At 74.2% G+C, this 24419-nt stretch carries 13 protein-coding genes; 7 read left to right on the top strand and 6 right to left on the bottom strand.

Features of this window, described 5'->3' with window-relative positions; genetic code table 11:
- The first annotated feature begins 187 nt into the window (after positions 1-187).
- Positions 188-2656 carry a M14 family zinc carboxypeptidase gene (locus ACWEGE_RS32510; protein WP_449664358.1) on the top strand — a complete coding sequence of 823 codons (2469 nt, stop codon included), beginning with the start codon at positions 188-190 and terminating at the stop codon, positions 2654-2656.
- A 47-nt stretch (positions 2657-2703) separates the two neighbouring features.
- Here the strand turns inward: ACWEGE_RS32510 and ACWEGE_RS32505 are convergent, their stop codons facing one another.
- The 3 genes from ACWEGE_RS32505 to ACWEGE_RS32495 all read right to left on the bottom strand — a co-directional run bounded on the left by ACWEGE_RS32505 (position 2704) and on the right by ACWEGE_RS32495 (position 6583).
- Positions 2704-3315 carry a LysE family translocator gene (locus ACWEGE_RS32505; protein ID WP_449664273.1) on the bottom strand — a complete coding sequence of 204 codons (612 nt, stop codon included), beginning with the start codon at positions 3313-3315 and terminating at the stop codon, positions 2704-2706.
- Positions 3316-3442: 127 nt separating this feature from the next.
- Positions 3443-4534 carry a J domain-containing protein gene (locus tag ACWEGE_RS32500; RefSeq protein WP_449664357.1) on the bottom strand — a complete coding sequence of 364 codons (1092 nt, stop codon included), beginning with the start codon at positions 4532-4534 and terminating at the stop codon, positions 3443-3445.
- Between the two features lie 417 nt (positions 4535-4951).
- Positions 4952-6583: an AMP-binding protein gene (locus ACWEGE_RS32495; protein ID WP_449664272.1), complete on the bottom strand. Its 1632-nt coding sequence runs from the start codon at positions 6581-6583 to the stop codon at positions 4952-4954.
- A gap of 227 nt (positions 6584-6810) precedes the next feature.
- Here ACWEGE_RS32495 and ACWEGE_RS32490 point away from each other — a divergent pair, with 227 nt between their 5' ends.
- Entirely contained in the window at positions 6811-7320 is a 510-nt protein-coding gene (locus ACWEGE_RS32490; protein ID WP_449664271.1) for a DinB family protein, read from the top strand.
- A 6-nt stretch (positions 7321-7326) separates the two neighbouring features.
- Here the strand turns inward: ACWEGE_RS32490 and ACWEGE_RS32485 are convergent, their stop codons facing one another.
- From ACWEGE_RS32485 to ACWEGE_RS32475, 3 genes are all read right to left on the bottom strand, one after another.
- Positions 7327-8043, bottom strand: a complete 717-nt coding sequence (locus ACWEGE_RS32485; protein WP_449664270.1) for a transporter substrate-binding domain-containing protein — start codon at positions 8041-8043, stop codon at positions 7327-7329.
- 49 nt (positions 8044-8092) lie between these two features.
- The gene (locus ACWEGE_RS32480) at positions 8093-9184 is read right to left on the bottom strand and encodes an aldose epimerase family protein (protein ID WP_449664269.1); all 1092 of its coding nucleotides are present in this window, start codon (positions 9182-9184) and stop codon (positions 8093-8095) included.
- A gap of 385 nt (positions 9185-9569) precedes the next feature.
- Positions 9570-10823 carry a PucR family transcriptional regulator gene (locus ACWEGE_RS32475; RefSeq protein ID WP_449664268.1) on the bottom strand — a complete coding sequence of 418 codons (1254 nt, stop codon included), beginning with the start codon at positions 10821-10823 and terminating at the stop codon, positions 9570-9572.
- Positions 10824-11105: 282 nt separating this feature from the next.
- Here ACWEGE_RS32475 and ACWEGE_RS32470 point away from each other — a divergent pair, with 282 nt between their 5' ends.
- The 5 genes from ACWEGE_RS32470 (at position 11106) to ACWEGE_RS32450 (ending at position 24413) form a co-directional block, all read left to right on the top strand.
- A complete protein-coding gene (locus tag ACWEGE_RS32470) occupies positions 11106-13106 on the top strand; it encodes an MMPL family transporter (protein ID WP_449664267.1) in 2001 nt (666 codons plus the stop codon).
- Complete coding sequence (locus ACWEGE_RS32465; protein ID WP_449664266.1) at positions 13103-14488, top strand: MFS transporter; 1386 nt, start codon at positions 13103-13105, stop codon at positions 14486-14488. Before ACWEGE_RS32470 ends, ACWEGE_RS32465 begins: the two co-directional genes overlap by 4 nt.
- Before the next feature lie 93 nt (positions 14489-14581).
- Positions 14582-16327 (top strand): fatty acyl-AMP ligase, encoded by a 1746-nt coding sequence (locus ACWEGE_RS32460; protein WP_449664265.1) that lies wholly within the window; start codon positions 14582-14584, stop codon positions 16325-16327.
- Positions 16324-22836, top strand: a complete 6513-nt coding sequence (locus ACWEGE_RS32455; RefSeq protein WP_449664264.1) for an SDR family NAD(P)-dependent oxidoreductase — start codon at positions 16324-16326, stop codon at positions 22834-22836. Before ACWEGE_RS32460 ends, ACWEGE_RS32455 begins: the two co-directional genes overlap by 4 nt.
- On the top strand, positions 22836-24413 hold the full coding sequence (locus tag ACWEGE_RS32450) for an acyl-CoA carboxylase subunit beta (protein ID WP_449664263.1): 1578 nt from the start codon (positions 22836-22838) through the stop codon (positions 24411-24413). Before ACWEGE_RS32455 ends, ACWEGE_RS32450 begins: the two co-directional genes overlap by 1 nt.
- Positions 24414-24419 lie beyond the last annotated feature (6 nt).

Below are 24419 nucleotides of genomic sequence, written 5' to 3'. Positions count from 1 at the left end.
CCGACAGTAGCCGACCGGTGGTTGAACTCCCGGTGAAAGTGCCGGGCGGGTTGAACGCTGTACGACTTACGGCGGTGTCCGCGGCCCGATTTCCTCCATTAAGGTCGCCCGGTTCCGGTACGTCCGTGCGTGCCGGTCTGTGTCGAGGAGGTCTGTTCCTGTGGGGAATTCACCAAGACGGCTGGTGATGCTGGCTTCGGCCGTCGCACTGGCCGGAGCGTTCGTCGCGTTGCCGTCCGGCACCGCGGGCGCGGCGCAGAACATCCTGCGCGCCGACAAGTCGGTGGCCCGCTCGTGCTTCGAGAAAGTACTGCCCAAGGGGACTTCGGGCACCGACCGCCGCGAGCTGACGTCCACCGTGGACGGCTTGGTCCAGGCCCGGCTCAAGCCGGCGCAGGGCGCGGAAGGCGACTGGGACGTCGCCGTCTTCGACAAGGCCACCGGTGCGGTGGTCGCCGCCTCGGCGGCGTTGCGCACTCGCGAACTCGCCGAAAGCTTCGTGAAGAAGGGGCAGGAACTCGTCGTCCAGGGCTGCCGCTACGGCGGCTCGGCCGGCCAGGCGCAGCTGGGGGTCGACTTCCTGGCGCTGACGCCGCAGGGCACGCCGACCGGCGCGGCCCCGGCGACCCAGCGGGCCGAGCTGGTCCGCGTCGAGACGCCCACGCGCGCCGACAAGAACAAGCTGACCGCCCTCGGCCTCGACGTCACGGAGAAGGGTGACGCGACCGGGGTCGAGGTCGTCCTCGCCGGCGACGCCGACCGCAAGACGCTGGCGGACAGCGGCTTCAAGTCGAAGGTCGTCGAAGCGGACCTGTCGGCCAAGTCCGTGCAGGACGCGAAGACCGACCGCCAGTACGCCGCCAAGACGGCCGCTTCGGCGCTGCCGTCCGGGCGGACCAGTTACCGGCACCTCTACGAGTACAACTTCGAGATGAAGGAACTGGCCCGCAAGAACCCGAGCCTGGTCTCGGCGTTCACCATGCCGGAGTCGACGTGGGAAGGCCGGGACGTCGTCGGCGTCGAAATCGCCACCGACGTGAAGAACCTGACCGACGGCAAGCCGGTGAACTTCACCATGGGCGTGCACCACGCCCGGGAGTGGCCGGCCGGCGAGCACGTCATGGAGTGGGCGTACGAGCTGGTCAACGGCTACGCCAAGGACCCGGCGATCCGGTCGATGGTGAGCAAGACGCGCAACATCGTCGTGCCGATCATCAACCCGGACGGCTTCGAGATCTCCCGCGAGGCCGAGCCCAAGGGCGACTTCACCAGGTTCGACTACGAGATGAAGCGCAAGAACTGCAACGTCAACGACTCGCCGCCGCAGTTCGCGACCGGCGTCTGCAAGGCGAACCCGGGCGGCCGCGTCCGCGGCACCGACCCGAACCGCAACTACGGCGGCTTCTGGGGCGGCAACGGCGCCGAGCTGGCCTGGAGCGGTGACACCTTCCGCGGGTCCGCGCCGTTCAGCGAGCCCGAGGTGCGGAACGTGCGCTCGATCGTGTCCTCGCGCCAGGTGACGAACCTGCTGACGATGCACACCGTCGCCGCGCTGGTGCTGCGCCCGCCGGGCGTGGCCGACGTCCGCCCGCCGCTGGAGGAGCCGCAGTACAAGGCCCTCGGCGACAAGCTGGCCTCGCGCAACGGCTACACGAGCGAGCCGAGCTGGGCGCTCTACGACACCACCGGCACCACCGAGGACTGGTCGTACTGGGCCACCGGCGGCTGGGGCTTCACCATCGAGGTCGGCGGCAACGGCTTCCACGGCCCGTACGCCGACAGCGTCGTGGCCGAGTACGAGGGCCTGGCCCCCGCGGCCGGCGCCGGCAAGGGCGGCAACCGGCAGGCGTTCCTGGACATGCTCGGCAACGCGGCCGACCCGCAGCAGCACTCGACGCTGATCGGCTCGGCGCCGAAGAACTACCAGCTCAAGCTGCACAAGACGTTCCAGACGCCGACGTCGCCGGTGATCCAGCCCGACGGCTCCACCAAGCCGCCGATCTACATCACCGACGACCTGAACTCGAAGTTCACCGCCACCGGCGGGCGCTTCGCGTGGTCGGTCAACCCGTCGACGCGGCCGTACGTGGCCGGCCGGTACGGGCGCGACCCGCAGGGCCCGGCGCAGCAGGGCTTCGCGGTTGCCAACCCGGCGGGTGTGCCGCCGATCAACCAGAACTACCCGACCGACCCTTCGGGTGACTCGTTCACCTTCCACGTCGACGGCCTGCCGAAGGTCGACAACGGGAAGTTCAGCGTCAACATCAACTGGGCGAGCACCTCGACCGACTGGGACCTCTACATCTACGACTCGGCGGGCAACCTGGTCAGCTCGTCGGCGAACGGCGGCACGACGTCCGAGCACGCCGTGCTGTTCGACCCGCCGGCGGGTGACTACAAGGCCGTGGTGGTCAACTACGACCAGGCGAACCCGGGTGCGGTCGACGACTGGACCGGCGACGTTTCGTTCTCGTCGCCGACCCCGCCGACGTACGGCACGAAGGAGGCCTACCAGCTGACCTGCTCGTCGCCGAGCGGCAAGCTCGTCGGCGTGGCGGACGTCTACGCCGACCGCGGCCAGACGGTCGACGTGGGCGAGGTCTGCACCCGCTCCGCGCACGCGCAGAAGCAGCGCGCGTCGGGCGGCGTCCGGTAGTAGCGCGTTTCGTTCGTGAAGGCCTCCTCGCTCGCGCGGGGAGGCCTTCACGGCGTCAGGGCGAGGGTGACGCCGAGGACGACGAGGATCGTGCCCACGACGCGGTTGAGGGCCGGTCCGGCGCGGGCGTACCAGCGCTGGGTGGCGGGGGAGGAGAACAGCAGGGCGACGCTCAGGTGCCAGGCGGCCGAGGCGGCGACGATCAGCCCGACGGCGGCGGCCTTGACGGCGGTGGGCTCGGTGGGCGGCAGGGCGGCGGTGAGGACGCTGCCGAAGAACGCGGCGGCCTTGGGGTTGGTGAGGTTGCTGAAGACGCCGCGGCCGAAGGCGTTGCCGCGACGAGCCGCCGGTTCCCCGGGATCGCCGGGCGCGCGGGGCCGCCACCACAGCCGCGCCCCCAGCCAGGCCAGGTAGCCGCCGCAGGCGACGCGCAACACGGTCGCGAGCCACGGCGTGCGGGCGAGCAGGCCGCCCAGCCCGAAGACGGCGACCGCGGCCAGCAGCCCGCCCGCGGCGACGACGCCGAGCGCGATCGCCACGGCTGTCCGCCGGGTCCCGGTGGCGGCGGTGTGGACGATGAGGACGAAGTTGGGGCCGGGGGAGATCGCGGCCGGGAGGTAGGCCAGGAGCACGGTGCCGAGGGTGGCGGCGGGGCTCACGCCGCCCGGCCGCCTGCGGCGGTGGCGCCGCATCGAGCGGGGGCATCCGGAGCCGCCGCGGGGTCGGCGCCGCGTTCAGGCTCCAAATCCGCCGGTGCACTCGGGCAGCGTGGAAATCGGGGGCTGCTCATGCCGCCCGGCCGCCCCCGACCACCTGGTCGCGCATCGTGCGCAGCGTCTCGTGGTCCACAGTGGACGGATCCGCGGCCAGCCATTCGCCGATCTCGTGCAGGAACTCCTCCGGCGTCATCGGGGCGACCGCCAGCTCGCCCGGGTCCGCCGTGGTCAGCTCGCCGCTGCGGCTCGGGTACACGATCATCGCGCCCCGCAGCGCCACCCCCGGCAGCAGGCCGCGGTAGGCCGCCAGGCTCTCCGCGAGCCGGCTGCCGCCGCCGCGGAACGGGCGGCCGTTGCGCAGCAGCCTGCCGTCTTCGGCCGTCTCGTAGTGGCCCGGCAGCCACAGCTTCGACTCGATGAGCACCAGCCGCTTCCCGCACAGCACCGCGTGGTCGACGTCGGCGAACACCGAGCCCGGCCAGGCCAGCCCGTGGAAGATGCGGGCCCCCGGCAGCCGGGTCAGGTAGCCCTCGAGCAGGTCGGCGGTGAGCCGCTCGGCCAGCTCGTCGCGCTCGGTGCCGGGAGCGCCGAAGACCGTGCGGCCGCCGAACTCCTCGGCGTACGCCTCGCGCGCCTTCGCGGCCCGCAGGTAGCCGCGGGCCAGCCGCTGGACCAGCAGCGCCGTGCCGGCCGTGAGGAGCAGCCAGACGATGAGCACCGGCGTGCTGAACCCGACGCCGGTGACCAGCGGCAGGAGCACCAGCACCATCCCGGCGACCGCGACCACCACCGGCGTGTGCCCGGGCCCGCCGCGGCGGCCGTGGCGCATCCGGGTGTCCTCCCCGGCGAAGTGCCACCAGCTCAGGTCCTCGGCGTCCAGTTCGGGCAGGTCGGGGACGAAGCCGGGCTCGTCGCCGAAGCGCCGCCGGGGCCGCGGGCGGACCGGCACCGGCACCACGGTCGCGCCGCCGGCGTCGTAGCGGGCGCGGGCGACCGGGTCGCCCAGGACCTCGTAGGCCTCGCGCAGCAGGCGGAACGTGCCGACCGTGCCGCCGCCGTCCGGGTGCATGGTCTTGGCGAGGCGGCGGTAGGCCGCCTTGACGTCGGCCGCCGTGGCGTCGCGGCGGAGGCCGAGCACCTCGTAGTAGTCGACGTCGGGCACGCGGGCGGTCACCTCCGATGGCTGCGCGAAGACTTTATGGGGTCCGGTCGCGGGGGTTGTCACCGCCTCGGCGGCGCGCCAGGGTGATGGTCCTCGGTGCAGGTCAGGGCGGTGTGAGGAGTTTTGCCGGTGGCGGCGGGGAATCGGGTGCTTCCTCCGGTGGCCCGCGTGACGACGTCCCGCGTGGCGGCGTGGGCTCGTTCGCGGTGGTCCGGCAGTGTCCACTGAGGACTGTTTGTCACTCGGAAGGGTTGCCGCGTCGGGAAAATGCGGCTTTGTGGTGACTTTTCGTAGCCGGAATCCACCTGAATGGCCCTGAACATGTGTTCGAATCCTCGGCTACGCTGGTGCCATGTCCTCTCACAGACGTGGCGGGCCCACCGCCACCCCACCTCGGCAGCGGGCCCGCCACCCCCGTCAGCGCTCGCGCAGCAGGTACCGCTGCAGCTTGCCGCTGGCGTTGCGCGGAAGTGCGTCGAGGAAGCGCACCCGGCGCGGGTACTTGTACGGCGCGGCAACGGCTTTGGCGTGCTCCTGCAGGGCGTGCACGACGTCCGGGCCCGGGGCGACACCGGGCCGGAGCACGACGAAGGCGGTCACGACCGCACCCCGATCCGGGTCGGGCGTGCCGACGACAGCGCATTCGTCGACGTCCGGGTGCGTCAGGAGCACTTCCTCGACCTCCGGAGCCGCGATGTTGTAGCCGGAGGAGACGATCATGTCGTCGCTGCGCGCCACGAAGCGGAAGTAGCCGTCGGGTTCGCGCACGTAGGTGTCGCCGGTGAGGTTCCAGCCGTCGCGCACGTAGTCGGCCTGCCGGGGATCGCCGAGGTAGCGGCAGCCGGTGGGGCCCTGGACGGCGAGCAGCCCGGGCGTGCCGTCCGGCGCCGGCCGTCCGTCGAGGTCCAGCACGGCGGCGCGGAAGCCGGGCACGACCTTGCCGGTCCGGCCGGGGCGGGCGTCGTCGCCGGCCGCGGAGATGAACACGTGCAGCATCTCCGTGCTGCCGATGCCGTCGATCAACGGCGATCCGACGGTGTCGCGGTAGCGCTCGGCCACGGCGGCGGGCAGGGCTTCCCCGGCGGAGACGGCGCGGCGGACGCCGGCCAGCAGGGGGCCGTCGCCGGCGCCGAGGATCGCGCGGTAGGCGGTCGGGGCGGTGAACAGCACCGTCACGCCGTGCTCGGCGACGATCGAGGCCAGCTCCTTGGGTGTCGCGCGCTCCACGAGGAGCACCGACGCGCCGGCGTGCAGGGGGAACACCAGCAGGCCGCCCAGGCCGAAGGTGAAGGCCAGGGGCGGGGTCCCGCAGAACAGGTCGTCCGGGGTGGGCTGAACGACGTGCCGGGAGAAGGTGTCGGCGATGGCGAGCAGGTCGCGGTGGAAGTGCATGGTCGCCTTCGGGGTCCCGGTCGTGCCGGAGGTGAAGGCGAGCAGGGCGACGTCGTCGGCGGCGGTCGGCACGTCGGCGAAGGTGGCCGGGTGCCGGGCGCAGCGTTCCGCCAGTCCGGTGCTTTCGGGTCCGGTGCTTTCGAGGCCGGTGCGGTTGGGCCTGGTGCTGCTGTAGGGCACCACCGGCAGGCCGGGCGGCAGCTCGTCGAGCAGGTGCTCGTCGCACAGGGCCACCGTGGGCCGAGCCCGGTCGGCGATCTTGTCGAGCTCGCCGCGGCGCAGCATCGGCATGGTCGTGACGGCGACGGCGCCGGCCTTCAGCACGCCGAGCCAGCACGCCGCGAGCCAGGGCGTGTTGGTGCCGCGCAGGAGCACGCGGTTGCCCGGCACGACGCCGAGGTCGGCGGTGAGGACGCGGGCGATCCGGTTGGCGCGGGCCAGGACTTCGCCGTAGGTCCACGTCTCGTGGGGTGAGCGCAGGCAGGGGCGGTCCGGGCCGAGGCGGGCGGCGGTCTCGTCGAGCAGCGCCGTCGCGGCGTTGAGACGGTCGGGGTAGTGCAGCTCCGGCAGGTCGAACACCAGCCGCGGCCACTGGTCGCCGGGCGGCAGCCGGTCGCGGCAGAACGAGTCGGTGTGGGCGCTGGGAGAAAGCTTCATCGCAGCTCCTCGGTCTCGACCTGGACGCCCCTGGAACGTAGCACTCGTTGCGACCGTCGAGAAGACGCAATGTCGGACCGATGACGGCAGTGATGGGCAAGCGATACGGAGGGGAGCCGGATCGGCTCTGTTCCGGTGGCGCGTCACCTCGTTTTCCGCCCGGGTCACCCCCTCGTGAGGGCGCGGGAGCACGGCTTCGCGGGCCGCCGCCCAGTAGCTTTTCGATCATGGTCGAGACGCCCGAACCCCCACCCACCCTGGCCGATCCGCGCGCGCTGCTGCTGGGCTACCTCGACCACAGCGCCGTCGCCGTCCTGCGCAAGCTCGACGGTCTCTCCGAACACGATCTGCGGCGGAGCGTGCTGCCGTCGGGCTGGACACCGCTGGGCATGGTCAAGCACCTCGCCTGCACCGAACGCTTCTGGATCCGGTACCTGTTCGCCGGCGAGGACGTCGATTTCTCCTGGCCCGGCACCGCCGAGCAGCAGTGGTTCGTCGCGCCGGAGGAACCGTCGGCGGACATCACCGCGTTCTTCCTCGCGGAGCGCGAAAACTGCGCCCGGCTGGCCGCCGTCACGCCGCTGGCCGCCCGGGCCGTCCGCACGACCCGCCGCGCCGGTGCCGAAGAGCACCCGACGTTCGCGTGGATCCTGTGCCACCTGGTGCAGAGCTTCGCCCGGCACGCCGGGCACCTGGACATCGGCCGCGAGCTGATCGACGGCGTGACCGGCAAATAGCGCCGCTCAGGCGGGCGGGGCGACCGTGGCGTCCTGGCCCGCGCGGCGCAGCGCGTCGGCGACGAACCCGGTGGCCTTCAGCTCTTCGACCAGCTCGTGCAGGAACGCGATCGTCTCCGGGCGGCGGTCCGGGGTGGTGCAGACCGCCTGCCTGATCTCCATGAAGCGTCCCGGCAGCACGCGGGTGCCGGGGTGGCCGGCGACGTAGGCGATCATCGGCAGGCGGATCCCGGCGGCGACCTCCAGGCCGCCGTCCTCGAAGGCCCGGACGCCGTCCTCGCCGCGCACGATCGTGGCCTGCCGCAGGGTCCGGGTCAGGTACAGGTCGTAGGCGGACCCCTCCTTGACCCCGATGCGGACGTCCGGCCGGTCGACGTCGGCCGGCGAGGTGAACGGCGAGCCGTCCGGCACCACGTACACGCCTTCGATGACGACGTACGGCGCCGTGAACGCCACCTCGGCCGCGCGGGCGGGCTCGATCGCCAGGAAGCCCAGGTCGGCCTCGCCGGAGGTCAGCGCCTCGAACGACTTGCGGGCCGCGTCGAAGCAGCCGAACGCCACCGGGACGGCCAGCCGCGCGGCCACTTCGCGCGCGAGGTCGACCGTGACCCCGCCCGGGTCCGCCGGGGTGCCGTGGGCGAGCACGGGATTGCCGAGGTTGATCGAGGCGCGCAGCGTGCCGGTGGGCGCGAGGTCCGCGGCGACGGCGGAAAGATCTCCCATGACCGGCGAGGCTAGCGGCGGTGCCGGGCGCGCGCCCCGCGAGTGTCGCTCACGCCACCGGCGGCTCGTCCGCGGTGGTCAGGGCGAACACCGTCTCCTGGTGGTATATCGCGCCGGGCCGCAGCACCGTGCTGGGGAAGTCCGGGCGGTTGGGGGAGTCCGGGAAGTGCTGGGCCTCCAGCGCGAAGCCGGCGCCGCGGTGGTACGGGCGGCCGCTCGTCCCGGTCAGCGCCGAAGTGAGGTAGTTGCCCGAGTAGAACTGCAGGCCGGGCTCGGTCGTCCACATCGTGAGCAGCCGCCCGGACGCCGGGTCCCACGCCCGGGCGGCGAACGGCGCACCGTCGTCGAGGACCCAGTTGTGGTCGTAACCCTGGCCGATGACCAGCTGCGGGTCGGGCTCGCCGACGCGGGCACCGATCGGCACCGGCCGGCGGAAGTCGAACGGGGTCCCGTCGACCGGAACCGGGTCGCCGGCCGGGATCAGATCGTCCCCGGTCGGGCAGAACCGGCTCGCGGCGATCTCCAGGCGGTGGTCGTGGACGTCGCCCGACCCTTCGCCGGCCAGGTTCCAGTAGGTGTGGTTGGTCAGGTTGACGACGGTCGGCGCGTCGGTGGTGGCGCGGTAGGTGATGCGCAGCCGCTCGCGCGCGTCGACGCGGTAGGTGACCTCGGTGGTGAGCCGGCCGGGGTAGCCCTGGTCACCGTCCGGGCTGACCAGCGTGAGCTGCACGGCAACGCCGTCCCCGTCCCGGATCTCGGTGGCGGACCAGATCCGCGTGTCGAACCCGGCGGGGCCACCGTGCAGGCTGTTCTTGCCGTTGTTCAGGGGCACCCGGTACTGGACGCCGTCGAGGGTGAAGGTGCCCCCGGCGATCCGGTTGGCGAACCGGCCGATCGCCGCGCCCAGGAACACCCGGTCCGCACCGGGCCGGTTGTTGGCGACGTAGGAGCCGAGGTCCGCAAAGCCGAGAACGACGTTGGCGGTCCGCCCGGCACGGTCCGGCGCCTCCAGCGACTGGATGACCCCGCCGTAGTCGAGCACGCGCACAACCAGGCCCCCGGGTCGGCCCAAGGTGTACCGGTGGACATCGGTGCCGTCGACCCGGCCGAACAACTCCCGGGCGAGCTCGGATGCGGTCATCGGTGGCTCCTCCAAGCGACTGTTAGCGCTAACAGCCTTGGGAAGACCTTAGGATCGCCCGCCCCGCGCGGTCAAGAAGGGCACGCACTTCGGGCTGGGGGATGGGCCGGAACCGCGATCGCCTGCCCCGCCCGGCCGGGAACGCCTCGGAGTGCGCGACGGCCGGGCCGCGCGGCGGCCGAACTGCTTGGCGGCCGGGAACGCTTCGGAGTGCGCGACGGCCGGGCCGCCGCCCGGTGGCCGAACCGCTTGGTGGCTGCGCCGCGGGCATGATCGCCGGGTGGCCCGGCCTTGGCCCTGGTGGCCGGGCTGTGTGGCCGCCGCCCGGTGGCGCGAAGTCGTGGCTGCGGCGCCGGCCGCGGCCCCGTGGCCGGCGCCCGCACCCTCAACCGTCGCGGTGTTCGGTTGTCGGGCGGGTGCCCAGCAGCTGGTGGGCGCGCAGCGCCATCTGGATCTCCAACCGCCTGGCCGGGTCCGCCAGCCGGTCGCCGAAGAGCTCGCTCAGCTGGCTCACGCGGTAGCGGACCGTCTGGGGGTGGATCCGCAGCGCCTGTGCGATCTCCGGCGTGTTCCCGTTGTGCTCCAGCCAGCTCAGCAACGTTTCCGCCAGCCGCGTCTGCTGCTTCACCGTCAGGCCCGCGAACGGGGCCAGCGCCGTCGCCGACAGCTCGTCCAGCAGGAAGCGGTCCAGCAACAGCCAGTGCGTGGCCAGGTGGTCGGCCGTGTGGGTCACCGGGGTGTCGCCCGCCAGGCCGCGGCGGACCAGGTCGAGGGTGCGGTGGGCCCACAGCAGGGACTTCGCCGCCTCCGCCGGGTGGACCCGGGGGCCGACCGCCGCTCGCCAGCCCGGGAGGCGGCCCTCCAGGCCTCTCAGGTCGCGGTCGGGATTCGGGGTCAGCAGGCACGGCTCGGGGCCGTCGAGGTCCACCAGCACGTCGGGCGGCAGCTGGGGGGACGGCGGCGGGTGCTGGCCGGCCCGCGGGTCGAGGGCGACGACCACGACCCGCTCCGGCATCGGCCACTGCGCCGCCTTGGCCATCGTCGCCAGTGTGGCCGGGGACGACGGTGGGGTGGCGAGCAGCAGCTCGAACAGCCTGCGCCGGCGTCGTTCGAGCGTGCCGGCCGCCATCGCCTGCGCCAAGGTGTACCCCTCGACCGAATACGAGGAAATCTCCTCCACGTAGGCGAAAATGGCTTCCGCGCCGACGCACAGCACGGCCGCCGGGAACCGGTGGGCCTGTCCCACTTCGGCGATGTAGCGCCACGCGGCGCGCCCGCCCGCGCGGTAGGCGGCCTGCAGGGAGTTGAGGCTGCCGCCGTCGTGGTGGACGCGCTTGCCGACCTCCACGAACAGCTCCGCCCAGTCGTCCTTTGTGGACGCCAGGTCCTCGATGCTGTCGATGCAGCTGAGCACGGCCTGCTCGATCGCGAGCACGATCATCTTGCCGAATTCGCCCTCGAGCGGCTTGGCGTACTCGGGGACGGCCTTCTGGACCTCGTCGAGGATCCGCCGGGCGAGCGGGTCGGCGTGCGCCCGGAAGCGCCCGGCGAGTTCCGTCGGCAGCGAGCACCACAGCTGCCGCGCGCGGCCGGTGCCCCGCGGGTGCGGGATCGCCGCCTGCGTGATCGTCCGGCTCATGCCTGACACCCCTTGCCGCGCCGCGTGGAGACTTCGCGCCCTCGTCGGCGCGAACGTCATGTACTCACACGGGATCGGACTTGGCAACCGGCGTCCCTGCCCCGGGAACGGGTTCTGTCACGCCGGGACCAACGCCCGCACCGGAGTTTGTCACGTCCCAGACAAAGCCGGAACACTAACTGCGGCAAAGGTTTCCGGGATCCGATTTGTGAACTCAGGCGGTATCTTCGCGCCCCGTCCGGTTGTTAGCGTGATCAACCGGCACGCGTGAGGAGAAACCCGATGACGGCGCTCGTTTCCTGGTGTTTCCGCCGGGCCGGCGTCGTGATCGTGCTGTGGCTGCTGGCCCTCGGCGGCCTGGGTTCCGCCGCGCTGCACACCGGCGCGGCCTTCCGCGACACCGTCGACCTGCCGGCCGCGGACAGCACCGCGGCGGCGAACCTGCTGCGCGGCACCGGTTCCGGCGGCGCCGCGGAACGCGTCGTCGTCCGGTCGCCGGACGGCCCGGTCGACAGCGGTCCCGGCCGGGCCCGGCTCGACGCGCTCGCCGCGCGGCTGGCAGCGGTGCCGCACGTCGGGTCCGTCGAGCCGCCGCCCGGTCAGGTGTCCGCCGACCGGCGGACCGCGGTGCTCACCGTGCGTTTCGACGCGCCGGCCACCGAGCTCGGGCAGGACACAGCGGACGCGTTCGCCGCCGCCGTCCGCGCCGCCGGGGGGCTCACCGCCGGTGCCTCCGGAGAGCTCGCCGCGATGACGGCCGCCGCGCCCGACCTGGGCAACGCCGGGCTCGGCCTGCTCGCCGCGGCCGTGGTGCTGCTGGTGGCCTTCGGCTCGGTGACCTGCGTGCTGCTCCCGGTCCTCACCGCGGCGGTTTCGGTGGGCTGTGCCCTCGCCGCGGTGACGCTGTTGTCGCACGTCACGACCGTGCCGAAGATCAGCACCGAGATCGCCGCACTGCTCGGGCTCGGCGTCGGCGTCGACTACGCGCTGTTCGTGCTCACCCGCTACCGGCAGGGCCGCCGCGACGGCGCCGAACCGGCGGCCGCGCTGGCCGTCGCGGCCGCGACCTCCGGCCGCAGCGTGGTCTTCGCCGGTGTCACGGTGTGCGTCTCGCTGGCCGGGATGTTCGCCGTCGGCCTGCCGTTCCTGAACGGGATCGCGGTCGCCGCCGCGGTCTCGGTGCTGCTGACCGCCTTCGCCGCGCTGACCCTGCTGCCCGCGCTGCTGCGCCCGGCCGCCCGCCGGATGCGCCTGCGCCCCGACGGCGGGGACGGCCGGTGGGCCCGGCTCGCCCGGTCGGTGACCGCGCGCCCCGGGCCGTACACCGTCGCGGCCCTGCTGGTCGTCGCCGTGCTGGCGCTCCCGATGACCGGGCTGCGGCTCGGCGTGCCGGACGCCGCGCTCGACCCGCCCGGCAGCGTCACGCGCACCGCCGCCGAGCTGCTGGAAGAAGGCTTCGGGCCGGGCGCGGACGCGCCGCTGCTGGTGGTCGGGACCCACGGCGACTCGGTCGGCATGCTGCGGGCAGCGCTGCTCGCGAGCGCCGACGTCGGCCCGCCGACCACGTTGCCGGGCGGCGGCTGGCTGCTCACCGTGTTCCCGCGGACCGCGCCCGGCGATCCGGCCACCGGCGAGCTGCTCGCCTCGACGCGGGTGATGGCCACGGTCGTCGGCGGCCCGGACGCGCACGTCGGCGGGGTCGTCGCGGCCCGGGCCGACTTCTCCGCGGCCATCACCGCCCGGCTGCCGCTGTTCCTCGCCGCCGTCGTCGGCATTTCGGTCCTGCTGCTGGCCTGGGTGTTCCGCAGCGTGCTGATCCCGCTCACCGCGGCGGTGATGAACCTGCTGACCGCGGCCGCGACCACCGGCGCGGTGGTGTTCGCCTTCGGCGCCCCGATCGAGCCGTACCTGCCGGTGTTCCTGTTCGCCGGGCTGTTCGGGCTGTCGATGGACTACGAGGTCTTCCTCATCGCCCGCATCCAGGAGGCCTGGCGCCGCCACGGCGACACCCGCGCGGCCGTCGTCGACGGGGTCGCGGCGACCGGCCGGACCATCACCGCGGCCGCGGTGATCATGGCGCTGGTGTTCGTGTCGTTCGCCTTCGTCGACGCGCGGGTGGTGCGCGAGGCGGGCGTCGGGCTGACCGTCGCCGTGCTCCTGGACGCCGTCGTCGTCCGGTGCGTGCTCGTCCCCGCGGTGATGGCCCGGCTGGGCGCGGCGAACTGGTGGTTCCCGCGCCGCCGGGCCGCGGCCGCCGGCGAGCTGGTGGGGAGCACGCGATGACCCGGCGCACCCTGGCCGTGCTCGCGCTCGGCTCGTTCGTCACGACCCTGGACAACACGATCGTCGCGGCGGGCGCGCCCTCCATCGCGCGGGACCTCGCCCTCGACGTCACGGCCCTGCAGTGGATCGCGCTCGGGTACATGCTCCCGTTCGCCGGGCTGCTGCCGGTGGCCGGCGCGCTGGTCGATCGCTGGGGCCGCCGCCCGGCCCTGACCGGTGCCCTCCTCGGGTTCGGCGCCGGCGCGGCGGTGGGCGGGCTGGCGGGTTCGGCGTGGCTGCTGGTCGCCGCCCGCGTGCTCCAGGGGGTGGCCGCCGCGTTCCTGGTGCCGGGGCTGCTGAGCCTGCTGCGGACCAACCTCGACGTCCGCGGCCGGACGCTCGGCGCGGCGGTGTGGACGGCCTGCCTGGCGGCCGCGCTGGCGCTGGGCCCCGCGCTCGGCGGCGTGCTGAGCGAATACTGCGGCTGGGCCTGGATCTTCTTCGTCAACCTGCCGTTCGTGGCCGCGATGCTGGTGCTGCTGCCCGGGACCGTGCCGCCCGGCCGGGACGACGGGACCCGCGCGCCACCGGCGTCGGCGATGGTCCTGGTGACGGCGAGCCTGGTGCTGGTCACCACCGCGCCGGCCGAACCCGGGCTCCGGGTTCCGCTGCTCGCCGCGGGGGCGGCGGCCGGGGTGGCCTTCCTCGCCCGGGAACGGCGGGCGCGGGCCCGGCTGGTCCCGCCGGCCCTGACCGGGGACCGGGTCTTCGTGGGTTCGCTCGGCCTGCAGCTGCTGTGGGGACTGGGGATCTCCGGGGTCTTCTTCTTCACGCCGTTGCTGCACCAGGACTTCCTCGGGCTCGGCCCGGCCGGCGCCGGCCTGCCACTGGCCCTGGTGGCGGTGGCGGTCGTGGCCGCGACGCCGCTGGTGCCCGCCGCCGTCGCCCGCCACGGTCCACTCCGGACGGTGGCGGCCGGGCTGGTCGTGGTGGGCGCGGGACTGCTCGCCCTCGCCGCGGTGAACCACGTCCCCCTGTTGTGGCCGCGTGTGCCGGGCATGGTCCTGATCGGCGCCGGCTCGGCCTTCACCGTCCCGATGACGTCGCACGCGCTCGACGTGGTGGCGCCGCGGTATTCCGGCACGGCGTCGGGATTGCTCACCGCGGCCCGGGAATTGTCGAGCGCGCTCGGCGTGGCGCTGATCGGCGCGGTGCTCACGTCGGTGCGCGCGGCGCGGCTCGACGCGGGCGTCCCCACCGGGGCCGCGCTGGCCGGCGGCTACACCGCGGGCCTGCTCACCGCGGCCGGGTTGACGTTCGCCGGTGCGCTGCTGGCCGTGCGCGTGCCGAAGACCCGGCCCGCGCAGACCTCGTCGCCGCGTGACAAACGTGCTGTCCCGTAACCCGTTTCCCCATGAGTATCCGAGTTCGAATCGTTGACAACCGCACCGGGGCGGCTATTCACTGCGCCGGTAAACGCTCTCTGCGAGGATGCATTGGAAACCATTCCCCGGCCGGTTCTCCGCACCGGTGCCCCCGTTGCCGCGGGCGAGTCGTTCGCGACCCTGCTGGGTCACTGGGCGCGCCGCCTCGGCGACCGGATCGCCGTGACCCACCTCGACCACCGCGACAGCGCCGACGGCCGGGCGGTCAGGCTCACCTGGCGCGAGCTCGACGAGCGGGTCGAGGCGGTCGCGGCCCGGCTGTCCGAAGTGGCCGGTCCGGGGGAGCGGGCGGCGGTGCTGGCCGGGCAGTCCACCGGCTACGTCGTCGCGTTCCTCGGGGCGCTGCGGGCGGGACTGGTCGCCGTGCCGTTGTTCGCACCCGGCCTGCCCGGGCACGCGGGCCGGCTGGCCGCGGCGCTCGCCGACTGCGGCCCGCGCGTCGTGCTGACCACGGCCGGGGACCGCGAAGAGGTCACCCGGTTCCTCGCCGGTTCCCCGGTCGGCCCGGTGGTGGTCGACGTCGACGCCGTGCCGGCGGCCGGGCCGCGCGAGTGGCCGGAGCCCGATCCGGACGCCCCGGCGTACCTGCAGTACACGTCCGGCTCGACGCGTTCGCCGGCCGGGGTCGTGCTGACCCACCGCAACGTGCTCGCCAACGCCCGTCAGGCGTGCGCGGCCTACGGCGCCGAAAGCGGGAGCACCTCGACGGTCAGCTGGCTGCCGCTGTTCCACGACATGGGGCTGATCCTCGGCATCGGCGCCCCGATCGCCGGTGGCCTGGAGTCGGTGCTGATGGACCCGCTGGCGTTCCTCGAACGGCCCGCCCGCTGGCTGCGGGCGCTCTCGGCCAGCCCCGGCGCGATCAGCGCGGCCCCCAACTTCGCCTACGCCTACTGCGCTTCCCGCGTCACCGAGGCCGAGAAGAGCTACCTCGAACTGAGCCGGGTCGTCTCCCTGATCAACGGCAGCGAACCGGTGCTGCCGGCCACGATCGCGAAGTTCCACGACGCCTTCGCCGGCTGCGGGCTGCGCCCGGAGGTGCACCGCTCCTCCTACGGCCTGGCCGAGGCCACCGTGCTGGTTTCCGTGACGGACGCGGGAAAGCTGCCCCGGCAGGTGACGTTCGACCGGGCCCGGCTCGCCGCGGGGTACGCGGTGCCGCCCGCCGCGAGCGGGTCTGCTACCACGCTCGTCTCGTGCGGCCGCCCGGCCGGGCAGCGGGTGCTGATCGCCGACCCGGTGACCGGGCGGCCCGCCGCACCGGGCGAGGTCGGCGAAATCCGGGTCAGCGGCCCGAACGTCGGCCGTGGCTACTGGGGCCGGGACGAGCAGTCGGCGGCCACCTTCGCCCTGCCCCCGCTCGATCCGGAGACCGGCGAGGGCTGGCTGGCGACCGGCGACCTCGGCGTGGTGTTCGACGGCGAGCTGTTCGTGACGGGCCGGCTGAAGGACCTGGTCGTCGTCGACGGCCGCAACCACTACCCGCAGGACATCGAGCAGACCGTCGAGGAGCACCCGGCCGTCCGGCCGCACTCGGCCGCGGCCTTCGCCATCGACGGCGACGACGGGGAAGCCGCGGTGGTCGTCCTGGAACGGGCGAAGAACACCGACGCCGAGGTCGCGGAGGCCGCGGCGGCCCTGCGGGCGGCGGTCTCTGCGGGGCACGGCCTGCGCCTGCACGACGTCGTCTTCCTTACGCCGGGCGAAGTGCCCCGCACCTCCAGCGGCAAGATCAGCAGGGCCCGGTGCCGGCTGTCCTACCTGGACGGTGCACTCACCACCCGGCGGCTCGGGTGAACGCGCCGGACGCCGCCGCGATCCGCGCCTGGCTCCTCGCGCGGGTCGGCGACGTGGACGTCGACCGGCCGCTGCACGAAACCGGGCTGTCCTCCCGGGACGCGACGATCCTGGCGGCCGAGCTCGGCGAGTTCGCCGGCCGCCCGCTGGCCCCGACCCTGGTGTGGCAGTACCCGACGATCGCCGCGCTCGCCGACCACCTGTCCACTTCGGACGCCGGCGCGGCTTGCGTGTCCCCGCTCGAGGAAGGGGAACCGATCGCCGTCATCGGCCTCGGTTGCCGGCTGCCCGGCGGGATCGAGTCGCCGTCGGCGTTCTGGCGCTTCCTGGACGCGGGTGGCGACGGCATCGGCGACGTCCCCGAAGGCCGGTGGGAGACCTTCGCCCCGGCCGAAGACCTCGCCGGGGTGCCCTCCCGCGGCGGGTTCCTCGACGACGTCGCCGGGTTCGACGCGGGGTTCTTCGGGATCTCCCCGCGGGAAGCCGAGGCGATGGACCCGCAGCAGCGCATCCTCCTGGAGGTCGCCTGGGCGGCGCTGGAGCACGCCGGGATCCCGCCGGCCACGCTGCGCGGCACCCGGACCGGGGTGTTCGTCGGGCTGTCGGCCACCGAGTACGGCTCGCTGACGATGACCGACGTCGCCGGGGTCGACGGCTGGGCGGGCACCGGCGCGGCGGCGAGCATCGCGGCGAACCGGCTGTCGTACCTGCTCGACCTGCGCGGGCCCAGCCTGACGCTGGACACCGCGTGTTCGTCGTCGCTGGTCGCGGTGCACCAGGCGGTGCAGAGCCTGCGCCGCGGCGAGAGCGAGACGGCGCTGGCCGCCGGGGTGAACGTGCTGCTTTCGCCCGGCATCACCGCCGGCTTCCACCGGGCGGGGGTGCTGGCCGCGGACGGCCGCTGCAAGCCGTTCGACGCCGGCGCCGACGGGATCGCCCGCGGCGAGGGGTGCGGCGTGGTCGTGCTGAAGCCGTTGCGGGCGGCGCGGGGTGACCGGGTGCTGGCGGTGATCCGCGGCAGCGCGGTGAACTCCGACGGCCGGTCGAACGGCTTGACCGCGCCGAACCCGGACGCCCAGGCGGCGCTGCTGCGCGACGCCTACGCGACGGCGGGCGTCGAGCCGTCCTCTGTGGACTACGTCGAGGCGCACGGGACCGGGACACCGCTGGGCGACCCGCTGGAGGCGGGCGCGCTGGCGGCGGTGCTCGGGGCGGGGCGGCCGGCGGACCGTCCGCTGCTGCTGGGCTCGGTGAAGAGCAACCTGGGGCACCTCGAAGGCGCGGCCGGGATCACCGGGCTGGTCAAGGTGGTGCTGGCGATGACGCACCGGCGGCTGCCGCCGAGCCTGCACTTCCGCGAGCCGAACCCGCACATCGACTTCACGGGGCTGCGGGTGGTGGCGTCGGGGACGGACTGGCCGCGCTATTCCGGCACCGCACGGGCCGGGGTGTCGGCGTTCGGCTTCGGCGGGACGAACGCGCACGTGGTGCTGGAGGAGTGGCCGGCGGCGGCGTTCCCGCCCCGCCCGGGTGACGGCGGCCCGCAGGTGTTCGCGCTTTCGGCCCGGTCGGCCGAGGTGCTGCGGGCGCGGGCGGGTGAGCTGGCGGACTGGCTGGAGGAGGGCACGGCACCGCTCGACGCGGTCGCGGCGACCCTGGCGCACCGGCGGGAGCACCTGTCGGTGCGCGGCGTGGTGGTCGGCGAGACCCGCGACGAAGTGGTCGAGGCCCTGCGCGACCTGGCCGGCAAGCGCCCCGAGGTGGCTTTGGTTGCGTTGAACGAGACAGCAGCGCGAAGCGCTTCCGTTGAGGGTGGCGGCGGGGGCACGGAAGGAGCACCGAAGGCCGCCAAGGCCACCTTGGGGCGCTTGGGTGAGGTCGGTGTCGTCTTCGTCTTCTCGGGCTATGGCTCGCAGTGGGCCGGGATGGGCCGGCGGCTGCTCCGCTCCGAGCCCGCCTTCCGGACCGAAATCGACGCCCTCGATCCCCTTTTCCGCGCCGAAGCCGGGTTCTCCCTGCGCGAAGCCCTCGAGCACGACCTCCCCGGCCTCGCCGCGACGCAGCTCGCCCTGTTCGGGACGCAGCTCGCCCTGGCCGCCCTCTGGCGGGCGCACCACGTCGTCCCCGCCGCCGTGCTCGGGCACTCGATGGGCGAGGTCGCCGCCGCCGTGGTGGCCGGGGCGCTCGAGGTCGCCGACGGCCTGAAGATCATGGCCGCCCGGGCGCGGCTGCTCGCCGAACTCGACGCGCGCGGTGGCGGGGCGATGGCGCTCGTCGAGCTCTCGCCGTCCGAACTCGCCGAATTCCCCGACGTCACCATCGCCGTCTACGCCTCTCCCACCCAGTGCACCGTCAGCGGCACCGCCGAGCACGTCGAAGCCGTGGTCACGCACGCCGAAAACCTCGGCAGGCTCGCCCGGCGGCTGCCGGTCGGCGGCGCCGGGCACTCCGCCGCCGTCGAGCCGGTGCTCGGCCCGTTCCGCGCCGCGGTGGCCGGGGTGACCCCCGCCCCGCCCGGAATCCGGTGCTACAGCAGCGTCCACGACGGACAGCCGGCGTTCGACGTCGAGTACTGGGCGGCGAACATCCGCCGTCCGGTGCGGTTCAGCCAGGCGCTGGCCGCGGCCGTCGCCGACGGGCACACCGTCTTCGTCGAGATCTCGCCGCACCCCGTGGCGCTGGCCGCGATCGAGCAGTCCGGGGCGCTCGGCCTTCCGTCGGCGAGCCGCCGGATCGACGAGCGGACGGCGTTCCTGACCAGCCTCGCCCGGCTGCACGTGCTCGGGTGGCCCGGTGTGCTGGCCGCCCGGCCGCAGACCCCGCCGGTCGAGCTGCCCGGCCCGGTCTGGCGACACGATCGCTTCTGGCCGCGCCGGACCGTCCGCACCGCCGGCGCGCATCCGCTGCTGGGCGTGCACGTCGAAGACCCCGGCGGCGGCCACCTGTGGCGCGGCGACGTCGGCACCGGCCCGCTGCCGTGGCTGGCCGGGCACACCGTCCGGGACGTGCCGGTGTTCCCGGCCACCGGCTTCCTCGAGCTCGCGCTCGCCGCCGCCGGGCCGGGCGGGCGCGTCCACGACCTCGAACTGCGGGAAGTCCTGCCGCTCGGCGAGCACACCGAGGTGACCACGACGCTGCGCGGCACCGAGCTGAGTGTCCACACGCGATCCGGGCCGCAGTGGGTCCGGCACGCCACCGCGCGGATCGGGACCGGCGGCACGCCGTCGGCGCCGTTCGGGGAGACCGCCGGGGATCCGGTCGACGTCTACCGGGCGCTGGCCGAGCTGGGGCAGTCCTACGGCCCGGCCTTCCGCGGCCTGCGCCGGGTGAAGGCCGCACCCGGGCGCGCGTCGGCGTCGATCGCCCAGCCGGCGGACGGTCATCCCGCGTACGTGCTGCACCCGGCGCTCGCCGACGCCTGCCTGCACGCGCTGGCCGCGGCCGTCGGCGAGGCGGACGCCCTCTACTTGCCGCTCAGCGTGGGCGAAGTGGTGGTCGCCGGCGACCCCGGCCGCGGCGTGCGGGTGGACGCCGTGCTCGCGGAGTCCGGCGACGGCGTGCTCGGCAGCGTCCAGCTGGTCGACGCCGACGGCGTCGTCCTGGTCGAATTCCGCGACGTCTACTGCCGCCCCTACCGCGACGCGGCGACGGCGCGGCTGCTGTTCGAGGCGGCCTGGCAGCCCACGCCGCTGCCGGCCGCACCGGAATTGTCGGTGCCGGCCGGTAGAGTGGAAAACGGGGGGCGCCCCCGCGGGCCGCGCTGGATCGTGCTTTCCGAGGACAACCGGGCCTTCGAGGGCGACGACGTCCGCACCGCCCGCCTCGGCGACCGGGCCGAGCTGGCGAAGCTGCTGCGCGACGGGGAACCGGCCGCGGTCCTCGCCCTGCTTGGCGACGCGACCGAGCCCGACCCGGCGCGCGGGGCCCGGCTGGTCGAGACGCTGTCCGGCGTCGTCGCCGAACTGGCCGAACTGCCCGTGGCGCCGAGGCTGTGGCTGGTGAGCTCCGGGGCGCACGCCGTCGGGCCCGGCGAGCGGGGTGACCCCGGACTGGCCGCGGTGCGCGGGTTCGTGCGCGTGCTGGCGTTCGAGCACCCGGAACTGCGGGTGAGCCAGGTCGACGGCACCGAGCGGCTGCGCGACGAGGTCCGCGCGGACGGGCCGGACGACGAAATCGCCTGGCGTGACGGCGTGCGCTACACGCGGCGCCTGGTCCGTCCCGCCCCGGGCGACGCCGTGCGCGAGCCGGTGCGCGAAGGCGCGTACGTCATCACCGGCGGTCTCGGCGGCCTGGGCCTGGCGGCGGCGAAGTGGCTGGCCACGCGGGGTGCGACGCGGCTGGTGCTGAACAGCAGGCACGCCGCCGATCCGGAGCTGGACCTCGACGTCCGGGTGGTGCCCGGCGACATCGCCGCCCCCGGCACGGCCGAAGCCCTGGTCGCGGCGGCCGTCGAAGGGGGCGTGCCGCTGCGCGGGGTGCTGCACGCCGCCGGCGTCCTGGCCGACGGCGCCGCGATCAGCCTCGACGCCGACGCGCTCGAGGCCGTTTGGCGGCCGAAGGCACTGGGCGCGTGGCGGCTGCACGAGGCGACGGCCGGGCACGACCTCGACTGGTGGCTGGTGTACTCGTCGGCGGCCGCGCTGTTCGGATCGCCGGGCCAGGCCGCATACGCGACGGCGAACGCGTGGGCCGACGCGCTGGTCGCGTGGCGCCGCGCCCAGGGCCTCCCGGCGGCGACGATCGGCTGGGGCGCGTGGGGCGAGGTGGGCGCGGCGGCCGGCTCGGCCAACCCGGTGCTCGACCCGCTCGGCACCGGGGAAGCGCTGTCGGCGCTGGAGTTCGTGCTGGCACGCGACCGGGCGGCGACCGGGGTGGCCCGGGTGGCCGCGGAGACGGTGCTGGAGCTCTTCCCGCGGCTGGGGGAGCGGCCGTTCTTCACGCTCTTCTCGCCCGAGGCTCCAGCATCCACTTGGGACGGTCTGGCCGCACTGCGCGCGGGAACACCGGAAGCGGCCCGCACGGCGATCGCCGACCACCTGGCCGAGGTGGTCGCGGATCTACTGGGGCTGGCGGAGGTCGACCGGACGGTCCCGCTCACGCGGCTGGGGCTGGACTCGCTGTCGGCGATGCGAGCGCGCGGCGCGGTGGAACGGGACTTCGGCCTGCCGTTGCCGATCCCGCTGCTGCTGCGGGGGGCGAGCTTGGCGGAGCTGGCCGGGCATCTGGCGGCAGAGGCGGGGTTCGGCCCTGGTTCAGGCGGTGCCTCGGCTGGGCAGGAGGGGGCCAGGCTTGCCTCGCCGGGTGGTGCTGGGTCGATGGACCTGGCCGAGCCGGTTTCGCCGGGTGGTGCCGGGCCGCGGGACTCGGTCGCGCAGGTGGGGGCTGGGCTTGCGTCGCCGGGTGGTGCCGGGTTTGCCGAGCCGGTTTCGCCGGTCGCCGCGGTGCCTCAGAACCTGGCCGGTCCCGCGACCGCCGCGCCGGTCGTCGCCGGGCCGCGGGATCCCGCCGAACGGTGGGTGGCCCGGCATTGGCGAGCCGTCCTCGGCGGGGCCGAACCCGGCGTCCACGAGCACTTCCGCGGCGATCCTGCGCAAGCCCGGCAGCTCCGGGCCGCCTTCGCCGAGCACCTCACCGCCGTCCCCGCGGAGGAACAGCTCTTCGCCACCCCCACCGTCGCCGCGATGGCCGATCTTCTCCGGGCCGAGCTCGAAGGCCACGGCGGCGGTCCCGTCCGGCTTCTCCGCGACGGGGTCTCCGGCGAGCCCGTCTTCCTCTTCCACCCGGCCGGCGGCACCGCGAGCGTCTACCGCGAACTCGCCCGGCTGCTCCCGGAGGGCCGGCCCGTCCACGGCTTCGAACGCCTCGACGACGAGACCACCGTCGAAGGCAAAGCGGCCCGGTACGCCGAGCTGGTCCGGGACATCCAGCCCCACGGCCCCTACCGGCTGGGCGGCTGGTCGTTCGGCGGCTGCCTCGCCTACGAGACCGCCCGTCACCTGGGCGACACCGAACTCGTCTTCCTCATCGACACCATCCTGCCGCTGCCCGCCCCGGGCACCCCGGCCGACCAGCTCCTGGACCGCTTCGAGCGGTTCGCCGCCCACATCTCCGAGACCTACGGCGTGCCCTTCGCGGTGCCGCGGGAGGAACTGGCCGAGCTGGACGAAGACGCCCAGATCCACTGGGTGATGGCCAAGCTCGCCGAACAGGTGCCGGACCTGGGCGCCGGCGTCCTCAAGCACCAGTACGAGTCCTATGTGGACGCCCGGGTGGCCGAGCGGTACACGCCGCACGGGTACGACGGGCGCGTGGTCCTGCTGCGCGCCCAGGATCCGCACCCGCTCACCACCGCGCTCGACCCGCGGTACCTGCGCACCGACGACACCCTCGGCTGGGACGAGTACTGCCCGGCCCTCGAAGTCGTCCGGGTCCCCGGCGATCACGTGTCGATGATCGACCCGCCGCACGTGCGCGTGCTGGCCGAACGGCTCGGGGCGGTGGTGCGGTGATGGACGAGCTCACCCCGACCACCGCGTTCCGGATCGCCGACCTCGCCGCCCGGCAGGACGAAGCCGTGCGGATCGCCGAAAAGCGGGCCGTCGACCGGCAGCACGCCAAGGGGAAGCTGACCGCGCGCGAGCGGATCGGGCTGCTGCTGGACGCCGGGTCCTTCGTGGAGCTCGACCAGTTCGCGCGGCACCGCTGCACCGAGTTCGGGATGGACGCGAACCGGCCGTGGGGCGACGGCGTCGTCACCGGGCACGGCACCGTCGACGGGCGGCAGGTCTGCGTGTTCTCGCAGGACTTCAGCGTCTTCGGCGGCAGTCTCGGCGAGGTCTCCGGCGAGAAGGTCCTCAAGCTGATGGACCTGGCCATGACCATCGGCTGCCCGGTCGTCGGGATCAACGACTCCGGCGGCGCCCGGATCCAGGAAGGCGTCGTCTCGCTGGCCTACTACGCCGAACTCGGCCGCCGGACCGCGCACGCCTCCGGGGTCGTCCCGCAGCTGTCGATGATCATGGGACCCTGCGCCGGCGGGGCCGTCTACGCGCCGGCGATGACCGACTTCACCGTGATGGTCGACGACACCTCGCACATGTTCGTCACCGGCCCGGACGTCGTGCACGCCGTCACCGGCGAGCGCGTCACCGCGCAGGAGCTCGGCGGCGCGGCCGTGCAGAGCGAGGTCGCCGGCAACGCCCACCACCGGGCCGCCGACGAGCAGGACGCGATCGACTGGGTGCAGACGCTGCTCGGGTACCTGCCCGCGAACAACCTCGACCCCGGGCCCGCGTACGCCGACGACACCAGCCCCGGCCTCACCGCCGCCGACCTCGCCCTCGACCGGCTGGTGCCCGACTCGCCGCACGAGACCTACGACATGACCGAGCTGATCGCGGCGCTGGTCGACGACGGCGAGTTCACCGAAGTGCACAGTGCCTTCGCGGCCAACGTGATCTGCGCGTTCGGGCGGGTGCAGGGCCACACCGTCGGCATCGTGGCCAACCAGCCGCGGCACCAGGCCGGCGTGCTCGACATCGACGCCTCGGAGAAGGCCGCGCGGTTCGTGCGCTTCTGCGACGCGTTCTCGATCCCGCTGCTCACCCTGGCCGACGTCCCCGGCTACCTGCCGGGCACCGGCCAGGAACGCGGCGGGATCATCCGCCGCGGCGCCAAGCTGATCTACGCCTACGCCGAGGCGACCGTGCCGAAGGTGACCGTGGTCGTCCGCAAGGCCTACGGCGGCGGCTACGCGGTGATGGGCTCCAAGCACCTCGGTGCCGACGTCGTGCTGGCCTGGCCCACCGCCGAGATCGCCGTGATGGGCGCCGAAGGGGCGGTGCAGGTGCTCTACCGGCGCGAGCTGGCGGAGCTGCCGCCGGACGAACGGGAGCCGGCCCGCCGCCGGCTCACCGAGGAGTACCGCAAACGCCACGGCGGCCCGTACCTGGCGGCCGAACGCGGCTACGTCGACCAGGTCGTCACGCCGTCGCAGACCCGCCTCCAGGTGGCGCGGGCGCTGCGGGTGCTGCGCACCAAACGCCAGAGCCTGCCGGCCCGGAAACACGGGAACATCCCCCTCTGAGGAGTC

The organism is Amycolatopsis sp. NPDC004747, assembly GCF_053601335.1.
The sequence above is the reverse complement of the archived record's forward strand: the minus strand, read 5'-3'. Positions and strand labels throughout refer to the sequence as shown.

Excerpts from the sequence above, each read along its gene's own strand:
- ACWEGE_RS32510 (WP_449664358.1), top strand. The coding sequence starts at position 188 with ATGCTGGCTTCGGCCGTCGCACTGGCCGGAGCGTTCGTCGCGTTGCCG.
- ACWEGE_RS32485 (WP_449664270.1), bottom strand. The coding sequence starts at position 8,043 with ATGGGAGATCTTTCCGCCGTCGCCGCGGACCTCGCGCCCACCGGCACG.
- ACWEGE_RS32480 (WP_449664269.1), bottom strand. The coding sequence starts at position 9,184 with ATGACCGCATCCGAGCTCGCCCGGGAGTTGTTCGGCCGGGTCGACGGC.
- ACWEGE_RS32450 (WP_449664263.1), top strand. The coding sequence starts at position 22,836 with ATGGACGAGCTCACCCCGACCACCGCGTTCCGGATCGCCGACCTCGCC.
- ACWEGE_RS32490 (WP_449664271.1), top strand. The coding sequence starts at position 6,811 with ATGGTCGAGACGCCCGAACCCCCACCCACCCTGGCCGATCCGCGCGCG.
- ACWEGE_RS32475 (WP_449664268.1), bottom strand. The coding sequence starts at position 10,823 with ATGAGCCGGACGATCACGCAGGCGGCGATCCCGCACCCGCGGGGCACC.
- ACWEGE_RS32465 (WP_449664266.1), top strand. The coding sequence starts at position 13,103 with ATGACCCGGCGCACCCTGGCCGTGCTCGCGCTCGGCTCGTTCGTCACG.
- ACWEGE_RS32495 (WP_449664272.1), bottom strand. The coding sequence starts at position 6,583 with ATGAAGCTTTCTCCCAGCGCCCACACCGACTCGTTCTGCCGCGACCGG.
- ACWEGE_RS32470 (WP_449664267.1), top strand. The coding sequence starts at position 11,106 with ATGACGGCGCTCGTTTCCTGGTGTTTCCGCCGGGCCGGCGTCGTGATC.